The following is a 24,217-nucleotide window of genomic DNA, read 5'->3' on the forward strand; positions in this document are numbered from 1 at the left end:
AATGAAGTTGAGTGGTTTGATTTGTGTGATTTGGACCGTGTTATCGGGGTGTTCCATGGCAGCAAATGAAAAAATAATTTATGGCTATGTCGAAAAAGCGACGCTGGTCGATAAAAATCTGGTTCTATCAGCCAAACTGGATACCGGCGCCAAATCAGCGTCTTTAAGCGCCATCAACATTCAGGAATTTGAAAAAGACGGCAAATCTTACTTGCGCTACATCGTACCCAGCAAAGTCGGCAATGTGGAATTCACATCGGAATACATCGGGAAAGTCAAAATTAAAGTGCGTGCTGGCGAGCGCCATGAAGGCCTCTCCAAAATCGCTCCCATCAAGCGGCCTGTCGTGCTTATCCGGATTAAAATTGGGGAAAAAGAACGCCTTGTCGCTGTCAATTTAACCAACCGCAAACGCTTCAATTACCCGTTATTATTGGGACGCGATGCCATTAAATCCTTTGATGGCCTAGTCGATCCCGGCTTAGCCTTTACCATTAAAACCGAAAAAGTTGAACCAAAATGAAATCAAACAAACGCCATGTGTATGGTCTGATTATCTCGCTGTTTGTCATTGGCATGGGTATTTTTTTCTACCGCCACCTGGCGCTGGATGTTCCTCTTACGGATACAGAAACAGTCAACAGTTGGATGATTGAAGCGAATTTACGTTTCGTAGCCAACCGCAATACCCCGGTCAAAGCGAACTTCATTATCCCCTATATGCCGCCTTACTTTGCCATCCTCGATGAATACTTCGTTTCCCACAATTATGGCGTTACCACCAACTTAAGTGGCTTTAACCGTCAAACCGTCTGGTCGCTCCGTCGCGGCAGCGGTGCGCAATCCCTGTATTATCGCGCCATTTTCCGGGAAACAGACGGCAATGAATCGAGTCTGGGCAAGCCACCCATTGTCAAAGCCCAACCCCTGGCTGAAAACCAGAAATCGGCCGTCGATACCATCACCACGCTGGTACGGCAATCGTCAGCTGATATACAGACCTTTGCCCAGGGAACCATCAAGGAACTCAATAAAAAAGACGGCAATGCCAAGTTACTGGTGGGACCTGATTTTACCGATGACAATGTGATTAAAGCCGCAATCACCGTGCTTAATCAGGCAAGAATTTATGCCATGCCGGTGAAGGGCTTGAATTTAAGTCAGCAGAATAAGGCGGAATTCAAATCCTATCTGGTGGTATACAACGGCAAGGACTGGATATATATCAATCCCAAGACCGGCGGTGCCGGATTTCCCAGGAATTTCCTGGTATGGCAATACGGTTTTGAGCCCTTGTTCCAGGTCATCGGCGGTAAGAAACCGGTATTTAATCTGACCATTTCCCCCACCCCGATTAATGCCCTAAGCATCGCCAAGGCACGCGGACTGCAAACCGATTCGCAGTTATTGCGCTTTTCACTGCTGCAATTGCCGGTTAATGTCCAGGAAACCTATAAAATTCTTCTGACGGTTCCTATCGGCGCCTTTATTATCCTTTTGCTGCGAAATTTTGTCGGGTTGAAAACCTTCGGCACCTTCATGCCGGTATTGATTGCACTGGCGTTCCGCGAAACTCATGTCATTTGGGGGATCACCCTGTTCGTGATGATTGTTTCATTTGGTTTGCTGGCGCGATTCTACCTGGATCAATTGCGGCTTTTGCTGGTGCCGCGATTAGCCGCTATCCTGACGGTGGTTATTCTGCTCATGATCTTCATCAGCGTCATGAGTCAGAATTTAGGCCTCGAATCGGGTTTGTCCGTGGCTTTGTTCCCCATGGTTATTTTAACCATGACCATTGAAAGAATGTGCATCACCTGGGATGAACGCGGCGCTGCGGAAGCCATTAAATCCGGTATCGGCAGCTTGATTGCAGCCGTCATCGCGTTTGGCGCCATGAATTATGCTCCCATGCAGTATCTGGTTTTTGCCTTCCCGGAATTACTACTGGTCCTGTTGGCTCTGATTATCTGGTTCGGCCAATACCGGGGTTATCGTTTATCGGAATTGAAGCGCTTTAAAGTCCTGGGCGGAGAGAAATAATGTGGAAACTCTATCGCCATTTGCGCGAGCGCGGTGTGTTAAGCATCAATCAACGCAACTGTGATTATGTTTTGCCCTACAATGATCGCAAGCTTTATCCACTGGTTGATGACAAATTAAAAACCAAACGCTTAGCGATTGCAGCCGGCATTGCCGTGCCGGAATTGTATCTCACCATTGAGAATGAGCATCAAATCAAGCAAATTGATGAATTGCTGACGCCGTATAAGGATTTTGTCGTCAAACCGGCCCATGGTGCAGGCGGCGATGGCATTCTTGTGTTTACCGATCGGGTTTTTGGACGCTACCGTCAGATCAATGGTAAATTAACCACAAGCCAGGAACTAAGTTACCATTTATCCTGCCTGCTTTCCGGGGCATACAGTCTGGGCGGCCATGCTGATTATGCCATTATTGAGCATCGGGTGGTGGTGGATCCTGTTTTTAAAGAAGTCAGTTACGAAGGTATCCCTGATATCCGTATTATTACGCTCTTAGGTTATCCGGCCATGGCCATGGTGAGGTTGCCCACGCGTTTATCTGGCGGTAAAGCTAACCTGCATCAGGGCGCAATAGGGGTGGGGGTTGATTTAGCCAGCGGCAAGACCTTAGGCGGCGTATTCCACAACGATGCCATTGATTTCCACCCGGATACGCTTAATGCTATTGTCGGCATTGAAGTGCCTTACTGGGATAAAATTCTTGAAATTGCCGCCAGCTGCTACGAATTGACTGGGCTTGGTTATCTTGGTGTTGATATTGTACTCGATAAGGAGCATGGTCCTTTCATGCTCGAATTAAATGCCCGTCCTGGTCTTAATATTCAAATTGCCAATCGCGAAGGGGGATTGACGCGTTACCGTGAAATAGAAGCACGGGCAGCGTTAGGTAAAGAATCTGTCCCGGCGCGGGTAGCCTTTAGCAAAACGCGATTTGGCCGCGGCAATTAATACATTCCTACTCTGCGGTTTGCTCAGCCGAAGAACCGCATTCTAATGCTTATCGCGGCCAATGAGCAGGCCGCGATAAGGGCCAGGTTACTGCAGGGCATTAATGGTTTTGGCTATGGTCTTCGCCATCACCACCATCCTCGTTTTCACCCAGATCGCGAATGCGTTGTGCTTCGATAACCAGCAACTTGAAGTAATCGTAAGACATGTAGAAATTACCATGATCCCCCAGTCGATCACCCCAGGAATTACGCAAGGTTAAAAGACCCCGATGCTCACGGCCCTCGTCATCGATAGCGACTGCATTGTCGTCATAACCGGTGATCACCATTTCATGACCACCAAAGAAAGGTCTTTGGTAAACGTCACGGGCAATTTGCGGGGTCAATACCCAGCTGTCATTGGTGGAATTGCGAGTACCTACAGCGCCCATGGTACCCAGATCAAAGTCGAGTAATAAAACGCCAAATGTCACGCGATCACCCGCTGCTAAAGACGCTTTAACCTGAGACAGGGTTTGATTGGTATCAAAACGATCAAAAGCATCCATAATATCCAGCACGGGAGACCAGGCCACGCGGTTGTCCATAGGCAGGCTGCTTTCCCGGTATTCCTCTGGCGTCATGCCTTGAACCGGCCTTTCACCCTCAAGCGGATATTCATGCAAACCGCCGCATCCCTGGGTCGCTTCCCGTTCTTTAGGTACAATCCCAAACATATCCATCTGGCTTAAAACAAATCGCCCCAGAGAGCCATCCCAGCCGCTCATGGCATAGCCTTGTTCTTCCAGGTAATTGCCTAGCTGCAATTGGCATAATTGACTGACATAGTCGCCTTGTTGAAACACGGCATCGACAGCTGCCGTGGATGCGAAGGTCACACAGGAACCATGACCGCCTTGATCCAGTACCGGGACATCATTCATGCCCAATTCGACTTGGGGAGGGTATTTGCTGCTAGATGAGGACATCAATTGCTGCGGTTTGTTAACGGCTGCCGCCGCTTTGGCTGCCAGAACCTGCTTTGCATGGCTGGACAGTTCGACTTTAAGTAATTTAATTGTTTTTGGTTTAACCGTTTGCAGGCTGTTTTTCCCTTGAGCGACAGGCGCTTTGATGGTTTTGGAAAAAGTCCCTTGAATATGAATGTCTTGGGCCATAACACTGCTGCTCGTCAGCAGGGTTAATGCGATTGCTTGCGTTATTTTCATTTAAATCTCCTAATGACCACTGATTGTGGCGGCAGGAGTTTACCATATGTATTTAATTTGATCATCACGTAGCCGTTACGCTTGAAGCTTATGCCGGGTTTAATCCGGACACCTGGAATCGTTGCTTATCCTGCAACCTGAGCGCAGTTAAAGGCCCGCCCCAGAAACAACCCGTGTCGATGGCGTGGATACGGGGATTCGGCGAATGGCCTTGTAATGCCGCCCAATGACCAAACACAATGTCTGCGTCAATGTCACATCGATTCGGTACGGCAAACCAGGGCAGCATATCCAGAGAGGCCGCGGCTAAAGTGCCTTTGTAATGCAACAATAATCGCCCCCCTGCATCACAAAAGCGCATGCGGGTAAAATAATTGGTAATCAGACGAAGCCGCTCCATGCCATGTAATTCATCTGACCAATGATCAGGGCTATTACCATACATGTGCGTCAAAAAGATTTGATAATCTGGGCCAGACAGAGCCGATTCAAGTTCCAGAGCATGCTGTTTTGCTTGTGCCAAATTCCAGACTGGCGCAATGCCAGCATGACACATCACCACTTTCAAGGCTTCATCGTGATGGAGAATGGATTGTCGGCGTAACCAGTGCCCCAACTCGTCGCGATCAGGGGCGGCCAGGATTTCTTGCAAAGTGTCATCGTGATTTTGGCGGGGAGAGTCGGTAAATAATTTTCCCAAGAGATGCAAGTCATGATTGCCTAAGGTAACGTATGGCGTCAGCGGCAGGTTTTTTACAAAACGCAAGACGGCCAGCGATTGCGGTCCACGATTGACCAGATCGCCGACAAACCACAACCGATCGCTATGCTCATTAAATTGAATGTGATCCAGTAAACGAAGCAATGGCTCATAACAGCCCTGAATATCGCCTATTGCGTAATCAGGCACCGTTTAATACTCCGGGTTTAACCTGAGGTGAGGCCGCGATGACGGCCTGCCAACGGCCTTCAGCATTGAGGTGATGCAGCGTCTGGGTCGTTGCCGGGGCTGCATGGCTGATAAACTGATAATTGGTCTGAGCCTGATGGATGAATTCAGTCGCCGAAACGGTGCTTACTTTTCCTGATTGCAAGGAATGAACCGACACGTCCGCCGGCAAGGCAATCGCGTAATCGGCAAACACAATACCGCTATGCATCTGCTGGTTGTTCAATTGCTCAAAACGTGAAATCACCTGGCCGTCAGGACCTGCCCGGTGCAAGCCTAAGGATAGAAAACCATTCTGTATCGCCTGCCAGTTTTTAAATTCAGGGTGCTCACGCACAAACCATTTAAATATTTCTGGCGACATCAACAGGCCGCCTGGGACCATAAACAAAGGCGCCTTGTTGATCATAATGAGGCCGCTTTCCAGGGATTTGGTCAGCCATTGGATAAATTCCAGACCAAGCTGCTGTTCCATATTACTGATGGATTCCGGTACGCCCCCGGCAAATGTACCAACGCGGCCATAGCGGTTGCCGCCGCGCGACCCGTAATTGCGGGCGATTAACTGATTGAAATAGCGCTGAATAGCAATCGCATCGGCACGAATAAGAATAGCACCCAAGGTTCCTGCCGCATAATGATCCTCATTTAACAACGCCAGCCAGATAGCCAGCACCGTGGGGTTCGAAGCAATCCAGGCAAATCCCGCTGCTGGCATTAACCGGGAAGCCAGCAACAGATTGAGGCGACGACGAAACTCAACATCCGATTCTTTCAAAAACTCATAGGTATAGTGGCTTCCGACGAGTGCCAGGCTCTCCAGCAAAGGATTCCATTGTTTTAAAAACAACCCATTGTTATCAAAAAGCTCGACTTTTAAATCAATTTGCAATTTACCTATGCCCTGCAGCAGGGCTGCCGAAAACAGGGTGTATTGCCAGAGCTTTTGCTCTTCAGACAGCTCAGACGTATTATCCAGCAATAGAAACTGCTTAAATAAATTCAGCGCCGCCTCGGTACGGTTTAATGCATGATCAAGAAAGCCACCGGGTTGTGAATAATAATTGTTGGACGTTTCAGGCAAATTCTGGCAATGGTTGACATAATTGTTGATTAAACCCTGGCAAAGTGTTTCCAAACGGGTTGAATCCAGCGCCAGGGCGTCTTTAATCTGATTCAGTAACGAGACTCTTTTTTCTTCAGCCAACAAGACTTCGGCAGCAAGAATTCGAGTCATATCTTTTAAGGGGCGGGCCTTAAGGGCTTTGCCTTTTTTGCCAGGACGATGGAACAAGGGTGTCTCCAAAATAGTGCTACAGTTATAATTTTATACTATTGCCCACGGCATTGGCGATGTGGACATAATCCCCTACAGTCAACTGCTCAGGCCGCATACCCGGATTGATACCGATATCTTGCAACTGGTTTGCACTGAATAAGGGTTTCAAATTATTAGCCAGGGTTTTGCGACGCATGCCAAAAGCTAGGGCCACCACCTTCTCCAGTAAGTCATAGGCCACTTCCGCATAAGGCGATTGCTGATAGGGCACCAGGCGCAGGATGGCTGAATCCACATTGGGTTTCGGGTAAAACGACTCCGGAGGAACCTCAAAAAGAAAAGTCGCTTCACAGTAATACTGAGCCATAATGCTTAAGCGCCCATAGGCTTTGGAGCCCGGTCTTGCCGCGATGCGGCTAACCACTTCCTTTTGCAACATGAAGTGCATATCCCTGATGAACTCAATCTGGTGCAGCAAATGCAACAGCAGCGGCGTAGAAATGTTATAAGGTAAATTACCCACCACGCGCAACGACCGGCCCCATTGTGAAAAATCAACCGTTAAGGCATCCGCGCCCACCAGTTGCAATTTGTTTTTCGCTTGCGGTAATTCAAGCAATCCCTGCTGTAAATCCGTATCGATTTCAATGGCAATGAGTTGATTGAGCCGACCCAGCAAGGGTAGGGTCAACGCCGCAAGTCCGGGCCCGATTTCCACCATGGAATCGGTCGGCTGCGGATTAATGGCATCGATGATCCGGCCAATGACGACCTGATCCTGTAAAAAATTCTGGCCAAAACGCTTGCGTGGACGATGACTCACCGGATTTACCTCGTTTAAATCGCCCCAATTATACCCGATTTTTCTGCTTTTGTCTGATTTACCACTTGGATTAACTACCGGATCACGGGCTTACGTGTTAGCTTATCAGAACCATCTTTTCATGAATGTTTATCATGCTGCTGCATTTAATCGAGTTGCGACACAGGGCTTTGAACGTTGTGATTTTCTTTCTGGTGCTGTTTTGCTTTTTCTTTTTTTATGCCCATGCCTTGTTCCATACCCTGGTTACCCCATTGCTCAAGCAACTACCTGCAAATCATACGCTGATTGCCACGCGCATTACCTCACCGGTACTCACCCCGGTGAAGCTTGCGGCTGATACGGCACTGCTGGTTACCGCCCCCTTTGCTTTAAGCCAATTATGGCTATTCATTGCCCCGGGGCTATATCGTCATGAACGCCAATCCATCGTGGGTGCGTTGAGTTTGAGCCTGGCATTATTTATAGTGGGTCTGCTCTTCTGCTTTTATATTGTGCTGCCTTTTATGTTTCAATTTTTTGCCCATGCGGTTCCAGAGGGTGTACGGCTTATGCCGGATATGAATGATGCCATCGATTTTATTACCCGCATGCTGATTCTCTTTGGCTTGTGCTTTCAGGTACCCCTGCTGTGTACGACCCTGGTCCGCCTGGAGTGGCTTGATGTTGCGACCTTAAAGCAGATTAGACCCTATGTCATTGTCGCGGCCTTTACTCTGGGCATGCTGCTAACGCCGCCGGATGTGCTGTCTCAGGTCATGCTGGCGGTACCTTTATGTCTTTTGTATGAAACCGGAATCTGGCTTGCCGGCTGGCAGAAAAGTCATACCCGGATCATAACCCAATCCGGGCCAGAGGGCAGCTAACATCAGGCCGACAGCCAGACCGCCAATGCCTGTAACGGGTGGCGGAGCAGCAGGATTAAAGCCATCATTATAAAGATCGCGTAGCGATTAAGGTACGCAGGGAAATTCATGGGCGTCTGGTCATCCGGTTCCTGACCGCTCAACCAGTGACAGATGGCAATACAGACGGGCAGATAAAGTAAAATCAGAATTTCCTGAAAGACCCGGGCTTCAATAAAATTACCAATGAAAAGCAGCGCGATGAAATAAAAAAAAGCGACATAACGAAGCGGCCGGTACCGCAGGGGAATGTAATCATAAAAAGCAAACCAGAATAAAGGCAACCCGGCAAAACAGAACATAAACAGCAACAGGTGCTGCTGATTAAATAACCAGATTAAATTGCTGTTGAAATGTGTTTCCGCAAAGGACAGGAAATACCATTCCGTCCAGGCGCCGGGTAAATGACGTACCAGGTAGAAAATAATCAACCGGGCGACAGCATAGGCCATGGCAGCCAGCAATAAGGGTTTTAAGATTTGCCGGCGCTCCTGCCAATGCAGCGCTGGAATCAGCAGGACCAGCAAAAAACTGCTTTCACGATTAAACGTGGCCACTAGCACCACCACCATGAACAGCATCCAGCGTTTTTTAAGGCACAGTAAAAAACCCGCCGCCATAAAAAAAAGACAGGCACTGTCGTAAGGGTAAAAAAACGTGGCTTCCCCATTGGTAAACCGATAGTTCACCACGCTCATCAACGGCAGCAACAGGAGAAAAAGCCAGCTGAAAAGTAACGACTGGCTTTTGTTAAATGCAAACTGAAACAAACGCGTCAGGGTAAAAAATAACAGGCCGACAAATAAGACTTCCAGCAGAAAAAACACCTCTTGTGCAGACAAGGGCAGGGCGCGATGCACAAGATTGGCCAGAGCAGGCACCAGCACACGTTGGCCGAACGGCAATCGTGCGCTTAGGTTTAAGAGTTTTTCAAGCTCAGTATCAATATAGATGCCCGTTAACCGCACGTGCATAAAGGCGTAGCTTATAACCAGAACCCAGGTCACAAAGGCGGTTTTATACCGAAATAGCTCTTTATTCATTAATTCTTGCGTTGGCATTCAAGATCTGCACAGGCTAACCGATAAATTAATTAAAAGGCAAATTTGATCAAGCGTTGAGGTGTATCATGATTAAAAATGCAAAATTTAATATTGGCGATCGTGTATGGCATGAGCAATTGGGCTACCGTGCCGTGATTATTGATGCCGATCCTGTTTTTCAGGCTTCAGGACGTTATAACCCCCAGGCCAGTAAACGGGCTTTTGCGACCCGTAATCCCTGGTACAGGCTTTTAGTCGACAATTGCAGCCAAATCACCTACGTGGAAGAATGCCATCTCAGGCCCGATAATATCCCATTGTGGATAGACAATCCCAACGTCGGTGATTACCTCATTGAAAAGAAAAACGGGTATTTTAGTAATTCCAAACGCCACTAAACTACGTGCTTCGCACCATGAACACCAGAAAGGCAACAAAAGCAATTAATACCAGGGCCAGGAGACCCATGGTGGCGAAACTTTTACTGAAATTTTCACGGGTGAATAAATCAGGCCGCCCTTTGACCGTGCGAAATAAATACCAAATGATTAATCCCGCCCCAATAAGCCCAAGTAATTGATAAAACGTTTCCATTAATTGCCCTCCGATTCAAAACTGAATGCATCTGAAAATAATTGCTCGCGCGGCATGCCAGACGCCACCAGCGCGTCACGAATGGCATACACCATGTCAAACGGTCCAGCGATAACAATCTGATGGTCGAGCAGGCTACCCGAGTAATCCATCTTCACGACCGAAGCGAGGTTTTCACGGCTCTCCCCCGACAAAAGCGTCACGTAGCGAAAGCGGCTGACATGAGCCTGCCATTGCCTGACTTTATCATCCATGTACAAATCGCTTTGTGAACGGGCTCCCCAATACAGTGCAAACGCACGGGTATCGCCGGTTGCCAGCATTTGCTCTATCATGGCTTTGATGGGTGCAAAACCGGTGCCGCCGGCAATGAACAGGACCGGCTTGTCAGGCTGTAATTGATTGAGATAGCAATCGCCATAAGGAAGGGCGACCTGCACGCGGCCCTCGCGTTTAATTGCTGCAAACAGCGGTTGGTTATAGGGATTGCCCTGATCATGGCGAATGTGTAATTCGTATTTATGCGAGCCCAATGGGGCATTGGCTATGGAAAAACTCAAGGCCTCTTCACCGCAGAGAATTTTTAGATACTGTCCCGGTTGATAGTCGATAAAGTCCTGCGGCGAAAGAATCAGTTCAATGATGCTATCCGTTAGCGGAGTGACGCGATCCACCTGCGCCAGGGTCTTTTTAACAGTCATAGCGATAACCCCAAAGAATCCCAATATCCATTGACTCGATGAAGAATCTCGTCATCCATTTCAATGGCCTTACCCCATTCACGCTGGGTTTCACCTTTCCATTTATGGGTCGCATCGATACCCATTTTGGAGCCTAATCCCGAGACAGGTGAGGCAAAATCGAGGTAATCAATGGGGGTATTCTCCATGAGGACGGTATCCCGCACGGGATCAACCCGGGTAGTCAGTGCCCAGACAACATCCTCCCATTGACGGGCGTTAATGTCTTCATCGCAAACAATGACAAATTTGGTATACATGAATTGCCGCAAAAAAGACCAGACCGCCATCATGATGCGTTTGGCATGACCGGGATATTGCTTTTTGATCGTCACCACGGCCAGGCGATAGGAGCAACCCTCCGGCGGTAAATAAAAATCGACAATTTCAGGAAATTGCTTTTGTAATAAAGGAATAAACACCTCATTTAAGGCCATCCCCAAAATAGCCGGTTCATCGGGCGGGCGGCCCGTGTAGGTGCTGTGATAAATGGGATCAGATCGATGGGTGATACGCTCGACGGTCAATACCGGGAAATTTTCAACTTCGTTGTAATAGCCCGTGTGATCGCCAAAGGGACCTTCTGCGGCGTCCTCTCCGGGTTTAAGGTAACCTTCAAGAATAATCTCGGCACTGGCAGGCACATGAAGTTCATTACCCAGGCATTGCGTTAATTGCGTCCGCTGCCCACGTAACAGGCCGGCAAAGGCATATTCTGACAAGCTATCCGGTACAGGCGTCACCGCTGCGAGCAGCGTGGCAGGGTCTGCGCCCAGCGTCACGGCCACAGGAAAACGCTCACCGGGGTTGGCCGCTTGCCAGGCCTGGTAATCCAGTGCGCCGCCGCGATGGGATAACCATCGCATAATCAATTTATTTCTGCCGATAACCTGTTGACGATAAATACCCATATTCTCACGCACCTGATGCGGCCCTTTCGTCGTGACCAATCCCCAGGTAATTAAGGGCGCCGCATCGCCAGGCCAGCACGTCTGGACAGGCAAACGGCCAAGATCCACCGCGTCCCCTTCAAAAACATGGGTCTGGCAGGGAGCCTGGCTGATGTATTTGGGAGCCATATTCAACGCCTGTTTCAATAAAGGCAATTTACTGAACGCATCTTTAAATCCTTTAGGCGGCTCCGGTTCCTTGAGCGCCGCCAGCAGAACGCCTACTTCCCGCAGGGCACTGATCGTTTCTTCGCCCATTCCCAGCGCCACGCGTTCGACGGTACCAAATAAATTGGTCAGTACCGGCATCGCCGCCTCTTTCGGTTGAGTAAATAACAAGGCGGGACCGGCTTTGCGTAACACCCGATCACTGACGACGGTCATTTCCAGAATGGGCGACACCGGGTAATCAATGCGTTGCAGCAAACGACGTGATTCGAGCTGGTCGATAAAATCACGTAAATCAGTATATTTCATGCCATAGTACAGGAGTTGATTGAAGCAGGATTATCGCACAAGATGCTTTTGGGCGATACTTAAGAACCTTTTTCTCTTAAACCGCCACTCTGTGCTACCATACAGTCGTTCCCACCATCCGGATTGATGATGCCCAACAACCAGCAAACAACACTCCTAACGCTCATTAAGGCCTTAAAGCAGCTTAAACCCCAGATCATTTTATTTAAAGAATCCATGCAGGATTTTAAAAAGCGCCTTGAAACCGTCAATGAGGAGAACGAGTTGGCAACGCTTGTACAGGACATTAACCAACGGGAAAACGAATTGAATCAGGTCTTGCGTCAGGCTGCCGCCGGAATAGATAAATCTCTGTTTGACGCTATTACCCAACAAAGTCAGAACGACAATGAATTAAAAGAAATCATGGATGTGTTTAATGGGGACAACAGCTTAGCCAACCTGATTACCACAACCCGTGAGCGCCTGGGCGAGCAAACCCTGTATGCCAAGCTAAGCGGGGATGAACTGCAAATGGCCAAGGATTTTATGCAACGGCTTAAACAATTGAGTTCCATTGCCCAATTGCTTGAGGCGCAAAAAGAACTATTTCGGCAACGCCTTAAAGAAGCGGATGATGCTCAAACGGTTGCTGCGATTGAACATGACATTTTAGCTCAGCATGAAGGCATCACTAAAGTCTACAATGCCATCATTTTTTACCCCGACAATGAACAGGTGGCTCAGGCCCTGGTTGACTATTTTGAAACCAACCCACAACTGCTTGCCCAGGTTAATGCCTTTAATTTTTACGATTCGTTAATTAAAGACTTGGCTGACGCCAAAACGCGGCTAAAATCGTCATAGTGGAAATTTGCTTGCCAAATTGATATAAAGTCAGGTTGTCTGTGTCTGAGATTGACCTGTGAGAAAAATACATTTTTTATTTTTTTGTACCCATCTGATGCTTCCTCATGCAAGCCGTGCAGCAACAAATGGGGAAATACCTGCATCGCCGAGACCAACTCTTCTGGAAAAACAGGTGATGCAGCAGAAAAAAACCAAGAATAGCCCCAGCTTAATCGAACTGTATCGTCCCAACTACGTCTTACCCTATTATTACACCAACAAGCCCTATCACTTCATTTATCAGAATGCGACACCCAATAATCAGGAAGTTCAGAATGATGAATTCAAAGCACAAATCAGCCTAAAAATTCCTATTTTCCGCCACATCATCAAAGATAAACCCTTAGCGCTTAATTTTTCCTATACGCAGTTAATGTATTGGCAGGTGTATGCCAAATCACAGTACTTTCGAGAAACCAATTACGAACCGGAAATATTCCTGGAAAATTACTTTAATCCCTATTTTGCCGCCCAACTTGGCCTTAATCATCAATCCAATGGTCGGGGCGGCTCGCTTGAGCGCAGCTGGAATCGCGCCTACACCCAGCTTAAACTGACCGGCGACCGGTGGCTGGTGAATTTACGTCTGTGGGCTTTGATTGATAAAGCGGAATCCAGTGATTTGCATAACCCCGATATCGCCCATTTCCTGGGGCACGATAATCTGGTTTTATCGCATGAACTATTCGGCGACTGGAAAGCCAGTCTGGAATTGCAAAATCTTGAAAGCGGTTTGCAGCGGGGATTTGTGCAGGTAACACTGTCTTACCCCATCCTGCAATCCTTGTCTATTTACGGCCAGGTGTTTAGTGGTTATGGACAGAGTCTGATTGAATACAATCACCGCACCACCAGTGCCGGCATTGGCATTGTTCTTAATGATTGGGTGAGTTAAGGGACGGCACGCACATCAAGGTAGTCTTCATGTGCGCTTGCCTACCTGCCTTATTCCTGACGCTTCATCGCATCAAAAAACTCGGCATTGGTCTTGTGATTTTTCATGCGCTCAAGCAGGAATTCAATCGCTTCACACTCTTCCATTGACTGCAGAATTTTACGCAGAATCCAGGTGCGGTGAAGGTCTTCCGGACTTAAGAGCAGATCTTCACGGCGAGTACCGGAGCGATTGATGTTAATGGCAGGGAACACGCGGCGCTCAGCGATGTTACGGCTTAAGTGGATTTCCATGTTACCGGTTCCCTTAAACTCTTCGTAAATCACTTCGTCCATTTTGGAGCCGGTATCCACCAGGGCCGTCGCGATGATTGTCAGACTACCGCCTTCCTCGACATTACGGGCCGCACCATAAAGACGCTTGGGACGCTGCAGGGCATTGGCATCCACACCCCCGGTGAGCACTTTACCGGAAGATGGGATCACGGTGTTGTATGCCCGGGCAAGACGGGTAATGGAGTCAAGGAGGATGATCACATCGCGCTTGTGTTCGACCAGACGTTTAGCCTTTTCAATGACCATTTCGGCCACTTGAACGTGGCGGTTGGCGGGCTCATCAAATGTACTGGCAACCACCTCGCCCTTAACGGAACGCTGCATCTCGGTCACCTCTTCAGGTCGCTCATCAATCAACAGCACAATCAGGTAGCAATCGGGGTAGCTTTTCTCAATAGAATGAGCAAGGTTTTGCAGCATCAATGTTTTACCCGCTTTTGGGGGAGACACGATCAAACCGCGCTGGCCGCGACCAAAGGGGGCGCATAAATCGACTACGCGGGCGGTCAGATCTTCTGTACTGCCGTTACCCTGTTCCATCACCAGGCGTTGAGAAGCAAACAGCGGCGTTAAGTTTTCAAACGAGATTTTACGCTTGGTGCTGTCTGGGGAATCAAAATTAATCTGGTCAACTTTCAACAGAGCAAAATAGCGTTCGCTGTCTTTGGGGGGACGGATTTTACCGTACACCGTGTCGCCAGTACGCAACCCAAAACGGCGAATTTGGCTGGGGGAGACGTACGTGTCGTCAGGACCGGCCAAATAAGAGGCATCGACTGAACGCAGGAAGCCAAACCCATCGGGCAATACTTCCATCACACCGCCGCCGAGGATATCCTCCCCTTTGCTGGCGTGCGCTTTGAGGATAGCGAATAAAATATCCTGCTTACGCATACGTGACGTGTTTTCGACCCCCATTTCCTCGGCGATAGTTACGAGGTCACCTATGGGCATTTGCTTAAGTTCTATAAGATTCATACTTCTCACTTGATGTGTTGTTAAATGAAATGAATTTTCCAGGAAAATTTTTATGGGAAAGCCAGCAAGGAAACTGCTGCCTACGGGTCATTCGTCAGTTAACCAATCCTCAGTTCTGAAATAACTTATTACGAAGGGTCAGTGTAATTTAGTAAGTCAGAATAACTTGGGACTGGCGACCTTGAAGAATTGGCCACATATTGAAGTTTTATCGTACCACACCTTGGCCATGAAAGCCATCTTTTTTTACCCTGACCGCGCCAGGCAGCCAGGGCAACCCCCATCACACATTGCTTTCAACAAAAGCGCTTAATTGGGATTTGGATAACAATCCCATTTTGACGGCCTCTACCTGTCCATTTTTAAACAGAATGAGGGTAGGAATACTCATCACTCCGTACTTGGACGGCATTTGTTGATTTTCATCGATGTTTATTTTGGCAAACGTCACACTGTCCCCATGGCTTGCGGCAACCTCTTCGAGAATAGGGGTCAGCGCACGGCAAGGGCCGCACCACTCTGCCCAAAAATCCACCAGAACGGGTTTGTTAGAATTCAACACATCCTGTTCAAAACTCGCGTCAGTTACCGTCTTTATATAGTCACTCATGGATATAGCCCCTGGTTTAGGTATTTGAAAAAGTATAGCAATTATAGATCACCGAACACCGCTTGCAAAACACTTATAGCCGCAATTGCTGCCGTTTCAGTACGCAAAATGCGCGGCCCAAGACTTAAAGGCAGAAAACCGGCTTGCTGGGCGTCTGCTGATTCAGAGGGACTTAAGCCGCCTTCAGGGCCAATCAGCAGCATCGCTTCGCCCATCTTAAGGTCTTTATAGGTTTGATAGCGATGCAAGGCACCGGGTTGCAGGATAAAAGCAGGAAAGCCGTTTTTCTTCTCCAACATATCATGTAATGATACCGGCGGGTGCACGAGCGGGATCTGGTTTCGGCCGCACTGCTCACAAGCCGCCACGGCAATCGCCTGCCATTGCGCCTGCTTCTTCTCAAGACGCGGCCCATCGAGCTTGACGGCACAGCGCTCGGTGAGAACAGGCTGGATGCTTGCCACACCGAGCTCTACCGCCTTTTGCACCACCCACTCCATCTTGTCACCCTTTGAAATCCCCTGCGCCAAATGGAGCCTTAGCGGCGACTCTCTGTTAACGGCATGCACACTGTTAAGCGCTACCGTCACGCGCTTTTTGTGCACCGAGGTGATTTCGGCTTTAAATTCACGGTTATCCCCTGAAAAAAGGGTCAATGCCTCACCAGGCTGCATGCGAAGCACCACTCCGACGTGTTGACCCGCCTCTTCAGACAGGGTAATTTCCTGACCAGCCAGATAATAACCTGGCTGGTAAATACGTACTTCTCTCACGGATTACCTCTAAGCCCTATGATGCAGCCTCACCGGTTAAATCATCATTCATATCGAACTCAATGCGTTCGTGGTGCGCATTGTCGATAACCTGCTCTGACCAGTACAGCATGATGACACTGAATGGCAAAAGACAAACCATGTCCCAGGGGAACTGCAAAATACCGAGGCCGCCAAAGGCTCCCAGGTACGAAATCACCAGCAACACGGTCATGTAGGATAAAAACCAGAGCAAACTCTGACCGCAAGCACTTAATGGTTTGCGGTTGTAAATCAGGCTAATCACGAGACCCGCGAGCAGAGCGGCGTACAGTTTCCATAAAATGGCGAAACCGCACCAATACAACATTAAATTACACACGTAAAAGGCAGTGTGCGAAAAAAAGCCGCTGTAAGGCAGTCTAAACGGCCTCGGGGTATCAGGCTGCAATTTCCTCATTGCCAAAAGACAAATGGGGCCGATGCCGTAAGAGAGGATGCTCGCTGACGACAGAAATGCCACCAGTTTTTGCCAGCCGGGAAACGGCAGGAATGAAAAAAACCCCACCAGAAAATTGGCATAGAGCGTGACATAGGGGATTTTATGGCGATTTACTTTGAGGAAGATTTTAGGCAGGTGATTATTCAAGGCCATACCGTAGACTATGCGCGACGTCGCCGCCGTATAAACCAGGGTTGTACCAAACGGCGAAAACGCTGCGTCAATCATTAACAGGGTAGCCACCACGGTCAAGCCCAGCAGCAAGGTTAAGCCGACTAAAGGCCCACTGTCGCCAGGATAGTGAAGCCCCTGCCAGCCATTAGCCAGGTATTTTTGCGGCATGGCAGCAAGGAAACTGAATTGCAGCATGAAATAAAGCGCAAAACCAATTAACACCGCCCCCAGAATGGCAATGGGAATATTACGCTGCGGGTTTTTTACTTCCCCGGCCAGAATCAGACCATTTTGAAATCCGGTGAACGCAAAAGCCACACCGCCGGCGGACAATGCGGTAAAAATCTGTACCCAGCTTTGCTTATCCCCAAGATGGATAGAAATATTAGCCAGTGAGGGGCTGTTATGCAGCAAAGCGATAATGGCGATACTGGGAAGAATAAATTTAATGATGCTGGCATACTTGTTACATTCCGCCAGCATTTTAATGCCATAGGAATTGAGAATCACCACAAAGAGCATGATGGCGCCAGCCGCGAAATACCCATACCCCGACAAGCTAAGCGATGCCGGATCGCCTGTCATCAGGGCCGGGAAAAAATGGCTGGAGTATTGCAATATGGCCTGAATTTCAATCGGCGTCATAACCACATAGGAAAGCCACGACGTCCAGGCGAACAAAAAGCCTACTTCCTGGCCATGCGTAAACGTCGGGTAATTGGACATACCGCCCGCCACCGGAAACATGGTGCCCAGTTCACATAAGGGCAGCGCAATGAACAACATGAACAAGGCGGCGATAACCCAACTGATCAAGGCATTGCTTCCGGCCATCTGCGCACTGATGAATGGACTAAACAGCCAGCCTGAACCTATCATGCCGCCTGCGGAAGCCACCAGGATATTTGTTCTTGAAATATCGCGTTTTAACATGTGTTGTTTCCTTTTATCGCCTGAATGGTTCCCTTGGCTAAAGCGACATTTCAAACCAGGACCCCTTGTTACCGACCACCATGACCATTTTTAAATCAGTCATTTAAATGCTTGTGATAAGGAATAGACAAAGTCTTTTGGAATGGTATCATTACAGCGCTTTTTCAGGAAGTAATGTAATGATTTAAGGGAGTAAATAACGTGACGTATTTTGTAAAAAAAACTGCTTGTTTAACCTGGGCTTTAGCTTTTGCAGCCCCCGCATTTTCAGGGACGATGGGTGCGGCAACCGATGAGGGCCATCATTTCTTCTTTAGCGTCGCTCCATTTTATGGGGCCATCACGGACGAAGGGATTAACAAACTGGTCTTTGCCGAGCAAGCAACACCCTCAGGCCAGGTAACAGCCTTTTTACCTGATGGTGAATCCGACTGGGGTTATACCTTAAGTCTGGGCTATGCGTTTGATCCTAACCATGAGCGCGATTTGGTGCTGAGCTACTCCCACCTATCAACCGAAACCAGCAAAAGCATTGCGGTGGGTGAAGATGGCCTTATCATTAACCGTTTAAGCCAGCTTGCCAATTTTGGCCCCCAGTACGTCAGAGGTCCTGCATCAGCCGGTATTAATGCCGATTATGAATACCAAACAGCCGATTTGATCACCAATCATTATTTCCCGTCTGAGCAGTTTAACCGCGTCGAGTTTTCCCGCTTTTATGGGATTAAAGCTACGGAATTTAAAAAGGGATTCACAGCCAATTACAACGGCCGATTTATCACGCTTTTCCCGGCGGCAAACTTACCCTCAACAGATAGCATCAATTATTCCGCCAAGTATTATGGTATCGGTCCTCGTATCGGTATGGGCGGCAAGTGGCGCTTAAATCACATTTTCAGCGTCGGCGGTGATGTGTCGGCATCCATTTTAGTCGGCTCTTATAAAAACGAGTGGAATGAAACGCTGGCTGTTGATGCGTTCCTCGGCGAGCTCCCGGCAGGTCCTGTACATAACTACACGCAAGTCACCAACAGCAGGGCCTGGGTATCGCCTGTGCTGGCCGGCAATCTGGCCGTAGCGGCTGATTTTGATGTCAGAAGCAGCAATCATATCCGCATTGAAGGCGGTATCGGTTCTGAACAATATCTGCCCCATCTGTCACCCGACTCCTACCACAGCAAGGAAGGGGACAATACCCTTTATATTCCTCAACATTTTTCCATTAGAAGCGTATTTATCAAATTCAGTTATTTCTGCTAATGGATCCTCACAAGGCTTGATGTTTATCAAGCCTTGTTTCGTTTTTTTGGAGGTATGGTCGTGCAAATGAGTCAGTTGGATCAGCAGCATGTACGCGACAAAGTTATTCCTATTCATCAGCAAATCCATCCCACTGCCCTGATAGCTCAGGGAGCTAGAATCGGGGCAAATGTCAGCATTGGCCCGTTTACTGTGATTGGCGAACATGTTTCCATCGGTGCTAACTCCGTCATTGGATCCCATGTCGTCATTGAGGGTTGGACAACCCTTGGCGAACGCAATCACATTCATACCGGCGCTGTCATAGGGTCTATCCCGCAGGATTTGAAATTCAAGGGTGAAAAAAGTTTTGTATTCATGGGTGATGATAATATCGTGCGTGAATACGTCACCATCAGCCGTGGTACCGCCGGTGGCGGCGGTGAAACCACCATTGGCCATGCCAATTTATTAATGGCCAGTTGCCATGTGGGTCATGACGTGCAGATGGGGAGTCATAATATTATTGCCAATGCCGTCGGTATTGCCGGGCATGTGATTATTGAGGACTGGGTAACCATTGGCGGTATCGCCGTTATCCATCAATTTTGTAAACTGGGCTGCATGAGTATGATAGGCGCCAAGAGTTACATTAATAAAGATATCCCGCCTTTTGCCTTAGTCCAGGGAAATCCAGCGAAATTATACGGGGTTAATATCGAGCGCCTGCGCCGCAACCAGTTTAAACCCCAGCAACGCTTGCTAATTCAGCGCGCATACAAGATTCTACATCGTGTCAATTATCATTTACCCACGGCCATAGCCGACATTGAAGAGGACTTGATGCCTGATGAGCAAATCGCTCACTTGCTCCACTTTCTTCGTCACAGTGAGCGCGGCATTTGCCGGGGGAGCCGGGAATGAAATCATTGCGCTTTAATCAAAATCACGGCCCTTTCAGCTTGGCGGAGCTGGCTCAGGTTTCCGGCGCAACCCTGCATAACCTTAAGGATAGCCGCTTCCTTATCCATCATGCAGCCCCTCTGGATGAGGCTGACCGCACTGACATTGCGGTTTTACATAACCTCAAATACATTCAGGCCTTTAAACAGGCGCGCGCCGGGGCCTGCATTGTTTTTAACGACGCAGTGAAGCACGCCCCGGCCTCGATGAAATTACTGATTCATCCAAACCCCTACAAAGCCTTCGCGCTGGTCATGCAGCATTTTTACTCATCCTCAAGAGAAGAACCGGCCATTTCCCCAAAAGCCTTCATTGCAGCAAGCGCATCCATTGGTCCCGGATGCACCATTGAGCATGGAGCTTATATTGGTGACCGTGCCGTCATTGGCGAGGGCAGTAAAATTGGTGTTAACAGTTATATTGGACATGATGTGATCATTGGCAAAAATTGCCGCATTGAAAACAATGTCAGCATCACCAATACCCTGATGGGTGATAACGTGGTGATTTATACCGGTGCTAAAATCGGACAGGAAGGCTTCGGTTTTGCGACGGATGAGGCAGGCCATTACAGTATCCCCCATGTCGGTAGTGTCATCATCGGCAATCACGTGGAAATAGGCGCCAATACCTGCGTGGATCGGGGCTCCGTTAAAGACACCATCATTGAAGATCACTGCCGCATCGATAACCTGGTGCAAATCGGCCATAACGTCAAAATCAGGCGCGGCAGCATTATCGCGGGCAATACCGGCATTGCCGGCAGTTCAGAAATCGGTGAGTTCGCCGTATTAGGCGGCGGCGTCAGCGTCGTCAATCACGCCAAGATAGGCCCAGGAGCCATGGTATTCGCGCACGCCCTGGTGATTAAGGACGTAGCCCCGGGCGTTAAAGCCGGGGGAACGCCAGCCATGGAAGCCCGTCAATGGCACAAACAGTCATTAATGTTGAAAAAATTATGCCGATGAGGGTTCTTTGCTGATAAGCGCCATAACCGCCATCGCCGCTTTTACACTGGCATCCTGCTTCAGCTGCCAATGCAGATGATTAAATTTTTCCATCACCTTGACTGGGGTTTCGACCTGGTTCAATTTCTCTAAAAGGCATTGACTAATGGTCAGCGGACTGGCGTTTTCTTGAAAGAACTCCGGGACGAGCGCCTCATTGGCCAACAAGTTAGGTAAAGAAATGTGTTTGACTTTAAGTTGCGGGGTAATAATCAGGTGATTCAAGGCGCTCCATTTATACGCGACCACCATATCACATTTTAACAGCATGGCCTCAAGGGTTGCCGTACCCGATTTTACCAGGACGACATTGGCGAGCGCCATCGCCTCTCTGCTTCCGCCCTGCTGAAGTTTAATGTTGAGATGGGAATAGCCTGATGCATGCCATTGCTCTTTAAATAGCACGATGGCTTTTGGTGTAGCCAGCGGCACGATGAAGGTGATATCGGGCTGCTTCTGATGCAGGCGATTCATCACCTCAAGGTACAGCGGACCTAAGTAACGAAGCTCCCCCAGACGGCTGCCAGGCAGCAGGGTGAGGATTTTATCGGACGCCGTATAACCCGCTTCCTTTCGCAGGCGCATTTTGTCTATTTGCGTGTCAATCATGTCCGCCAGTGGATGACCTACAAAACGGGCAGGCACCTCATACTGCTGATAAAATGCCGCTTCAAAGGGGAACAGGGTCAAGACCAAATCCACGGCCTCCTTGACTTTGTAAACCCGTTTTTGCCGCCATGCCCAGATTTTTGGGCTGACATAGTGGATGGTTTTTATCCCCTGTTGTTTAAGTTTTTTTTCGATAACCAGATTAAAAGTAGAATAATCGATACCAATAAAGACATCGGGGGGATTCATCGTCCATTCCCTGATTAATTTTTTCCGCAATAACCACAATTGCGGGTAACGGCGCAAGACATCGGTAATTCCCATAACCGAGAGGTATTCCATGGGAACAAGAGACTGAAAACCCTGACTTTGCATTTGCGGTCCGCCGATGCCAACGAAGCTTACCTGCTGGAGTCGTTCTTTGAGTGCGGCCATTAATCCCGCCCCCAATAAATCGCCTGAAGGCTCCCCTGCTACAATGGCTATCTTAATCGGACGCTCCATCAAAACTCACGGCGGTGCAATGAAACGCCAATATAGTGAACCTTGACGCTTTTTACAATCCACCTGAAACTGATAAAATGCCGGGTTTAGCCTGCATTGGAGTTTGCCGGGTGGCTCATGAAGAAAAATCATACGATACCCTACCAGTCACCTGGGCAGGTCGGCTGTATTATTATGCTTTCCATAAACCAGCCTCTCACACCCACCTTAATATTCACGCGGTCTTCGGCAAACAATTATCGGACAAACAAAAAAAACGCCTAATCATGGCTTTTTATTCCCATCAGCTCACCTTGCTCAAGGAATTCTTTATATCCTGGCTATGGGGCGTGAAGCGCCTGAAAAAGCGGGTAGACATGGCAGGTCTTGAACATTTATTAGATGCTGTAGAAAAGAAAAAGGGCGTCCTGCTGCTCACCGGTCATTTTGGCAACTGGGAACTGACCGCCCCGCTGGGGTTTAACATGCTTCCTATCCCTAACCCAATGTACGCTATCCGTAAATCCCTTAAAGTAACCTGGGCGGAGAAATTATTTTTTGGCCGCTATCAAAAATATGGGATTTCCGTCATTCACAAAGACAACGCCATAAGCAGCATCACCCATGCCTTAAAGCAGCAGGGTTTAATCCTTTTTCCTTTTGACCAACGCGTACCCGAAGGCTCCAAAGAAGGGTTAGACAGCGAATTTTTGGGCTTGCCGGCCCGCTCTTACAAAAGCCTCGCCGTATTGGCGAAACGAACGGGGGCGCCTGTCGTTCCGATATCCTGTCATCGAGTGGGAAAGGGAAAGCATCGCATCGAATTCTACCCGGCGCTTCATTGGCAGGACGCTCCAGAGCCAGCCGCCGCCTGGCTAAAAAATACAGCTTGCTACAATGAGACGCTGGCGAACATTCTTCTGCGCTATCCCGAACAATGGATTTGGTCCTATAATCGCTGGCACATTTCGCCTTAACTCATATTGACAAGGATGTAACGGTGTCGTCTTCTCTTGATAATCTTAAAATTACCCTCTCTGGCCGCCTGATGTATTATTTTTTTCCGCTACGCAAACGCATTATCATGCAGAATATTGATCGGGTTTTTAAAAGCCGTGCCAGTAAACAGCAGAAAATCAATTTGGCGAAAGCCTTTTACAGCCATTTTTTAACAACCATTAAAGAGATTATATCAATCCGGTGGTGTAATCAGGAAACGCTGCGGAAGAAAATAGACATCAAAGGGCTTCACCACCTTCTCTCAGCCCATCAACACCAACGCGGGGTCATTTTGCTATCGGGGCATGTAGGAAATTGGGAATACGTGCCGCTGCTGGCCCTACCCACCTTAACCACCCTGCAGGGGCATTTTTATATCGTTCGCCGCGCCATTCGCCGTAAATGGCTGGAGAAAACCCTGTTCCAACGCTTTGAGCAGGCCAATCTGCCGATTCTTGAAAGCCGGGGCATGCTTAAATCGATGCCTAAACTGCTGCGTGAGAACAAGATCATTCTCTTCACGTTTGATCAACATGCCAATACCGATGAAAACCATGGTATTGCGGTTGATTTTTTTGGTATAAAAGCCGGAACCTATAAAACACTCGCCTTTCTGGCTGGAAAATCAGGCGCCCAGGTGGTTCCGACTTCCTATTACAGGCTAAACACGGGGAATCACGTGCTTGAATTTCACCCCGCACTACCCTGGAAAGAAAACCAGGACTGGCAACAGGCGGTTTATGACAACACACGATTGTATAATCAGGCTATTGAACAATTCATCCTGACCAATCCAGCCCAATGGTTATGGCCGCATCGGCGCTGGAAATTAAACGACGTTGAAGAAGCGGGTTGATTTTTATTGATTCTGTTGCAGCCCGCCTCCG

Annotated in this window: 25 protein-coding genes; 12 read left to right on the forward strand and 13 right to left on the reverse strand. The window is 48.5% G+C overall.

Features of this window, described 5'->3' with window-relative positions; all coding sequences use genetic code 11:
* Window positions 1-55: 55 nt before the first annotated feature.
* From Lery_RS13855 to Lery_RS13865, 3 genes are read left to right on the forward strand one after another with little or no spacing between them, the layout of a single operon-like run.
* Window positions 56-523, forward strand: a complete 468-nt coding sequence (locus tag Lery_RS13855) for an ATP-dependent zinc protease family protein (protein ID WP_237759232.1) — start codon at window positions 56-58, stop codon at window positions 521-523.
* Window positions 520-2,043, forward strand: coding sequence for an inactive transglutaminase family protein (locus tag Lery_RS13860; RefSeq protein WP_058527820.1), 1,524 nt, complete (start codon window positions 520-522; stop codon window positions 2,041-2,043). Before Lery_RS13855 ends, Lery_RS13860 begins: the two co-directional genes overlap by 4 nt.
* Window positions 2,043-2,993: an alpha-L-glutamate ligase-like protein gene (locus Lery_RS13865; RefSeq protein WP_058527821.1), complete on the forward strand. Its 951-nt coding sequence runs from the start codon at window positions 2,043-2,045 to the stop codon at window positions 2,991-2,993. Before Lery_RS13860 ends, Lery_RS13865 begins: the two co-directional genes overlap by 1 nt.
* A gap of 100 nt (window positions 2,994-3,093) precedes the next feature.
* Here Lery_RS13865 and Lery_RS13870 read toward each other — a convergent pair whose 3' ends face one another.
* The 4 genes from Lery_RS13870 to rsmA all read right to left on the reverse strand — a co-directional run bounded on the left by Lery_RS13870 (window position 3,094) and on the right by rsmA (window position 7,254).
* Entirely contained in the window at window positions 3,094-4,203 is a 1,110-nt protein-coding gene (locus Lery_RS13870; RefSeq protein WP_058527822.1) for a C1 family peptidase, read from the reverse strand.
* Between the two features lie 88 nt (window positions 4,204-4,291).
* A complete protein-coding gene (locus Lery_RS13875; protein WP_058527823.1) occupies window positions 4,292-5,113 on the reverse strand; it encodes a symmetrical bis(5'-nucleosyl)-tetraphosphatase in 822 nt (273 codons plus the stop codon).
* Window positions 5,106-6,446: a TraI domain-containing protein gene (locus tag Lery_RS13880; RefSeq protein ID WP_193392314.1), complete on the reverse strand. Its 1,341-nt coding sequence runs from the start codon at window positions 6,444-6,446 to the stop codon at window positions 5,106-5,108. The genes Lery_RS13875 and Lery_RS13880 overlap by 8 nt, the downstream gene beginning before the upstream one ends.
* 25 nt (window positions 6,447-6,471) lie before the next feature.
* Window positions 6,472-7,254: a 16S rRNA (adenine(1518)-N(6)/adenine(1519)-N(6))-dimethyltransferase RsmA gene (rsmA, locus tag Lery_RS13885; RefSeq protein WP_058527825.1), complete on the reverse strand. Its 783-nt coding sequence runs from the start codon at window positions 7,252-7,254 to the stop codon at window positions 6,472-6,474.
* Window positions 7,255-7,388: 134 nt separating this feature from the next.
* Between rsmA and tatC the strand changes: the two genes are divergently transcribed.
* The gene (gene tatC, locus Lery_RS13890) at window positions 7,389-8,120 is read left to right on the forward strand and encodes a twin-arginine translocase subunit TatC (protein ID WP_082657217.1); all 732 of its coding nucleotides are present in this window, start codon (window positions 7,389-7,391) and stop codon (window positions 8,118-8,120) included.
* Window positions 8,121-8,122: 2 nt separating this feature from the next.
* Here tatC and Lery_RS13895 read toward each other — a convergent pair whose 3' ends face one another.
* On the reverse strand, window positions 8,123-9,220 hold the full coding sequence (locus Lery_RS13895) for a hypothetical protein (RefSeq protein ID WP_237759233.1): 1,098 nt from the start codon (window positions 9,218-9,220) through the stop codon (window positions 8,123-8,125).
* 68 nt (window positions 9,221-9,288) lie between these two features.
* Here Lery_RS13895 and hspQ point away from each other — a divergent pair, with 68 nt between their 5' ends.
* Window positions 9,289-9,600 (forward strand): heat shock protein HspQ, encoded by a 312-nt coding sequence (gene hspQ, locus Lery_RS13900; protein WP_058527828.1) that lies wholly within the window; start codon window positions 9,289-9,291, stop codon window positions 9,598-9,600.
* A gap of 1 nt (window position 9,601) precedes the next feature.
* Here hspQ and Lery_RS13905 read toward each other — a convergent pair whose 3' ends face one another.
* The 3 genes from Lery_RS13905 to ubiD are packed head-to-tail and all read right to left on the reverse strand — an operon-like array spanning window position 9,602 to window position 11,963.
* Complete coding sequence (locus Lery_RS13905) at window positions 9,602-9,796, reverse strand: hypothetical protein (RefSeq protein WP_058527829.1); 195 nt, start codon at window positions 9,794-9,796, stop codon at window positions 9,602-9,604.
* A complete protein-coding gene (locus Lery_RS13910) occupies window positions 9,796-10,497 on the reverse strand; it encodes an NAD(P)H-flavin reductase (RefSeq protein WP_058527830.1) in 702 nt (233 codons plus the stop codon). The genes Lery_RS13905 and Lery_RS13910 overlap by 1 nt, the downstream gene beginning before the upstream one ends.
* Entirely contained in the window at window positions 10,494-11,963 is a 1,470-nt protein-coding gene (gene ubiD / locus Lery_RS13915) for a 4-hydroxy-3-polyprenylbenzoate decarboxylase (RefSeq protein ID WP_058527831.1), read from the reverse strand. The genes Lery_RS13910 and ubiD overlap by 4 nt, the downstream gene beginning before the upstream one ends.
* A gap of 126 nt (window positions 11,964-12,089) precedes the next feature.
* On the opposite strand from ubiD, the gene Lery_RS13920 reads away from it, so the two are divergent.
* Window positions 12,090-12,809 (forward strand): hypothetical protein, encoded by a 720-nt coding sequence (locus tag Lery_RS13920; RefSeq protein WP_131750981.1) that lies wholly within the window; start codon window positions 12,090-12,092, stop codon window positions 12,807-12,809.
* A 97-nt stretch (window positions 12,810-12,906) separates the two neighbouring features.
* Window positions 12,907-13,746, forward strand: a complete 840-nt coding sequence (locus Lery_RS13925; RefSeq protein WP_272946900.1) for a phospholipase A — start codon at window positions 12,907-12,909, stop codon at window positions 13,744-13,746.
* 50 nt (window positions 13,747-13,796) lie between these two features.
* Here Lery_RS13925 and rho read toward each other — a convergent pair whose 3' ends face one another.
* From rho to Lery_RS13945, 4 genes are all read right to left on the reverse strand, one after another.
* Complete coding sequence (gene rho, locus Lery_RS13930) at window positions 13,797-15,059, reverse strand: transcription termination factor Rho (RefSeq protein WP_058527834.1); 1,263 nt, start codon at window positions 15,057-15,059, stop codon at window positions 13,797-13,799.
* 283 nt (window positions 15,060-15,342) lie between these two features.
* Window positions 15,343-15,669 carry a thioredoxin gene (gene trxA, locus Lery_RS13935; RefSeq protein WP_058527835.1) on the reverse strand — a complete coding sequence of 109 codons (327 nt, stop codon included), beginning with the start codon at window positions 15,667-15,669 and terminating at the stop codon, window positions 15,343-15,345.
* 41 nt (window positions 15,670-15,710) lie between these two features.
* Window positions 15,711-16,442 carry a 16S rRNA (uracil(1498)-N(3))-methyltransferase gene (locus Lery_RS13940; protein WP_058527836.1) on the reverse strand — a complete coding sequence of 244 codons (732 nt, stop codon included), beginning with the start codon at window positions 16,440-16,442 and terminating at the stop codon, window positions 15,711-15,713.
* A 16-nt stretch (window positions 16,443-16,458) separates the two neighbouring features.
* Window positions 16,459-18,030, reverse strand: a complete 1,572-nt coding sequence (locus Lery_RS13945; RefSeq protein WP_058527837.1) for an APC family permease — start codon at window positions 18,028-18,030, stop codon at window positions 16,459-16,461.
* Between the two features lie 201 nt (window positions 18,031-18,231).
* Between Lery_RS13945 and Lery_RS13950 the strand changes: the two genes are divergently transcribed.
* The 3 genes from Lery_RS13950 (at window position 18,232) to lpxD (ending at window position 21,200) form a co-directional block, all read left to right on the forward strand.
* Entirely contained in the window at window positions 18,232-19,290 is a 1,059-nt protein-coding gene (locus Lery_RS13950; RefSeq protein WP_058527838.1) for an Lpg1974 family pore-forming outer membrane protein, read from the forward strand.
* A gap of 66 nt (window positions 19,291-19,356) precedes the next feature.
* On the forward strand, window positions 19,357-20,193 hold the full coding sequence (gene lpxA, locus Lery_RS13955; RefSeq protein ID WP_337589167.1) for an acyl-ACP--UDP-N-acetylglucosamine O-acyltransferase: 837 nt from the start codon (window positions 19,357-19,359) through the stop codon (window positions 20,191-20,193).
* Window positions 20,190-21,200 carry a UDP-3-O-(3-hydroxymyristoyl)glucosamine N-acyltransferase gene (gene lpxD / locus Lery_RS13960; RefSeq protein ID WP_058527839.1) on the forward strand — a complete coding sequence of 337 codons (1,011 nt, stop codon included), beginning with the start codon at window positions 20,190-20,192 and terminating at the stop codon, window positions 21,198-21,200. The genes lpxA and lpxD overlap by 4 nt, the downstream gene beginning before the upstream one ends.
* On the opposite strand, the gene lpxB is transcribed toward lpxD, so the two are convergent.
* Window positions 21,189-22,352, reverse strand: coding sequence for a lipid-A-disaccharide synthase (gene lpxB / locus Lery_RS13965; RefSeq protein WP_058527840.1), 1,164 nt, complete (start codon window positions 22,350-22,352; stop codon window positions 21,189-21,191). The two genes, lpxD and lpxB, sit on opposite strands and share 12 nt — an antisense overlap.
* A gap of 35 nt (window positions 22,353-22,387) precedes the next feature.
* Here lpxB and Lery_RS13970 point away from each other — a divergent pair, with 35 nt between their 5' ends.
* Together Lery_RS13970 and Lery_RS13975 are read left to right on the forward strand one after the other, a co-directional pair.
* Entirely contained in the window at window positions 22,388-23,308 is a 921-nt protein-coding gene (locus tag Lery_RS13970) for a lysophospholipid acyltransferase family protein (RefSeq protein WP_058527841.1), read from the forward strand.
* A gap of 23 nt (window positions 23,309-23,331) precedes the next feature.
* Window positions 23,332-24,186 carry a lysophospholipid acyltransferase family protein gene (locus tag Lery_RS13975; RefSeq protein WP_058527842.1) on the forward strand — a complete coding sequence of 285 codons (855 nt, stop codon included), beginning with the start codon at window positions 23,332-23,334 and terminating at the stop codon, window positions 24,184-24,186.
* The last annotated feature ends 31 nt before the right edge of the window (window positions 24,187-24,217 follow it).

Origin of the sequence: Legionella erythra, from assembly GCF_001467615.1 — a bacterium.
Taxonomy (GTDB): domain Bacteria; phylum Pseudomonadota; class Gammaproteobacteria; order Legionellales; family Legionellaceae; genus Legionella_C; species Legionella_C erythra.

What these genes read in the sequence shown, in the direction of transcription:
- Lery_RS13910 (WP_058527830.1), bottom strand. Translation starts at nt 10,497, where the DNA reads ATGACTGTTAAAAAGACCCTGGCGCAGGTGGATCGCGTCACTCCGCTA.
- Lery_RS13865 (WP_058527821.1), top strand. Translation starts at nt 2,043, where the DNA reads ATGTGGAAACTCTATCGCCATTTGCGCGAGCGCGGTGTGTTAAGCATC.
- tatC (WP_082657217.1), top strand. Translation starts at nt 7,389, where the DNA reads ATGCTGCTGCATTTAATCGAGTTGCGACACAGGGCTTTGAACGTTGTG.
- ubiD (WP_058527831.1), bottom strand. Translation starts at nt 11,963, where the DNA reads ATGAAATATACTGATTTACGTGATTTTATCGACCAGCTCGAATCACGT.
- rho (WP_058527834.1), bottom strand. Translation starts at nt 15,059, where the DNA reads ATGAATCTTATAGAACTTAAGCAAATGCCCATAGGTGACCTCGTAACT.
- Lery_RS13870 (WP_058527822.1), bottom strand. Translation starts at nt 4,203, where the DNA reads ATGAAAATAACGCAAGCAATCGCATTAACCCTGCTGACGAGCAGCAGT.
- hspQ (WP_058527828.1), top strand. Translation starts at nt 9,289, where the DNA reads ATGATTAAAAATGCAAAATTTAATATTGGCGATCGTGTATGGCATGAG.
- Lery_RS13905 (WP_058527829.1), bottom strand. Translation starts at nt 9,796, where the DNA reads ATGGAAACGTTTTATCAATTACTTGGGCTTATTGGGGCGGGATTAATC.
- lpxD (WP_058527839.1), top strand. Translation starts at nt 20,190, where the DNA reads ATGAAATCATTGCGCTTTAATCAAAATCACGGCCCTTTCAGCTTGGCG.
- Lery_RS13945 (WP_058527837.1), bottom strand. Translation starts at nt 18,030, where the DNA reads ATGTTAAAACGCGATATTTCAAGAACAAATATCCTGGTGGCTTCCGCA.
- Lery_RS13925 (WP_272946900.1), top strand. Translation starts at nt 12,907, where the DNA reads ATGCTTCCTCATGCAAGCCGTGCAGCAACAAATGGGGAAATACCTGCA.
- trxA (WP_058527835.1), bottom strand. Translation starts at nt 15,669, where the DNA reads ATGAGTGACTATATAAAGACGGTAACTGACGCGAGTTTTGAACAGGAT.
- Lery_RS13920 (WP_131750981.1), top strand. Translation starts at nt 12,090, where the DNA reads ATGATGCCCAACAACCAGCAAACAACACTCCTAACGCTCATTAAGGCC.
- Lery_RS13860 (WP_058527820.1), top strand. Translation starts at nt 520, where the DNA reads ATGAAATCAAACAAACGCCATGTGTATGGTCTGATTATCTCGCTGTTT.
- lpxA (WP_337589167.1), top strand. Translation starts at nt 19,357, where the DNA reads ATGAGTCAGTTGGATCAGCAGCATGTACGCGACAAAGTTATTCCTATT.
- Lery_RS13855 (WP_237759232.1), top strand. Translation starts at nt 56, where the DNA reads ATGGCAGCAAATGAAAAAATAATTTATGGCTATGTCGAAAAAGCGACG.
- lpxB (WP_058527840.1), bottom strand. Translation starts at nt 22,352, where the DNA reads ATGGAGCGTCCGATTAAGATAGCCATTGTAGCAGGGGAGCCTTCAGGC.
- Lery_RS13895 (WP_237759233.1), bottom strand. Translation starts at nt 9,220, where the DNA reads ATGCCAACGCAAGAATTAATGAATAAAGAGCTATTTCGGTATAAAACC.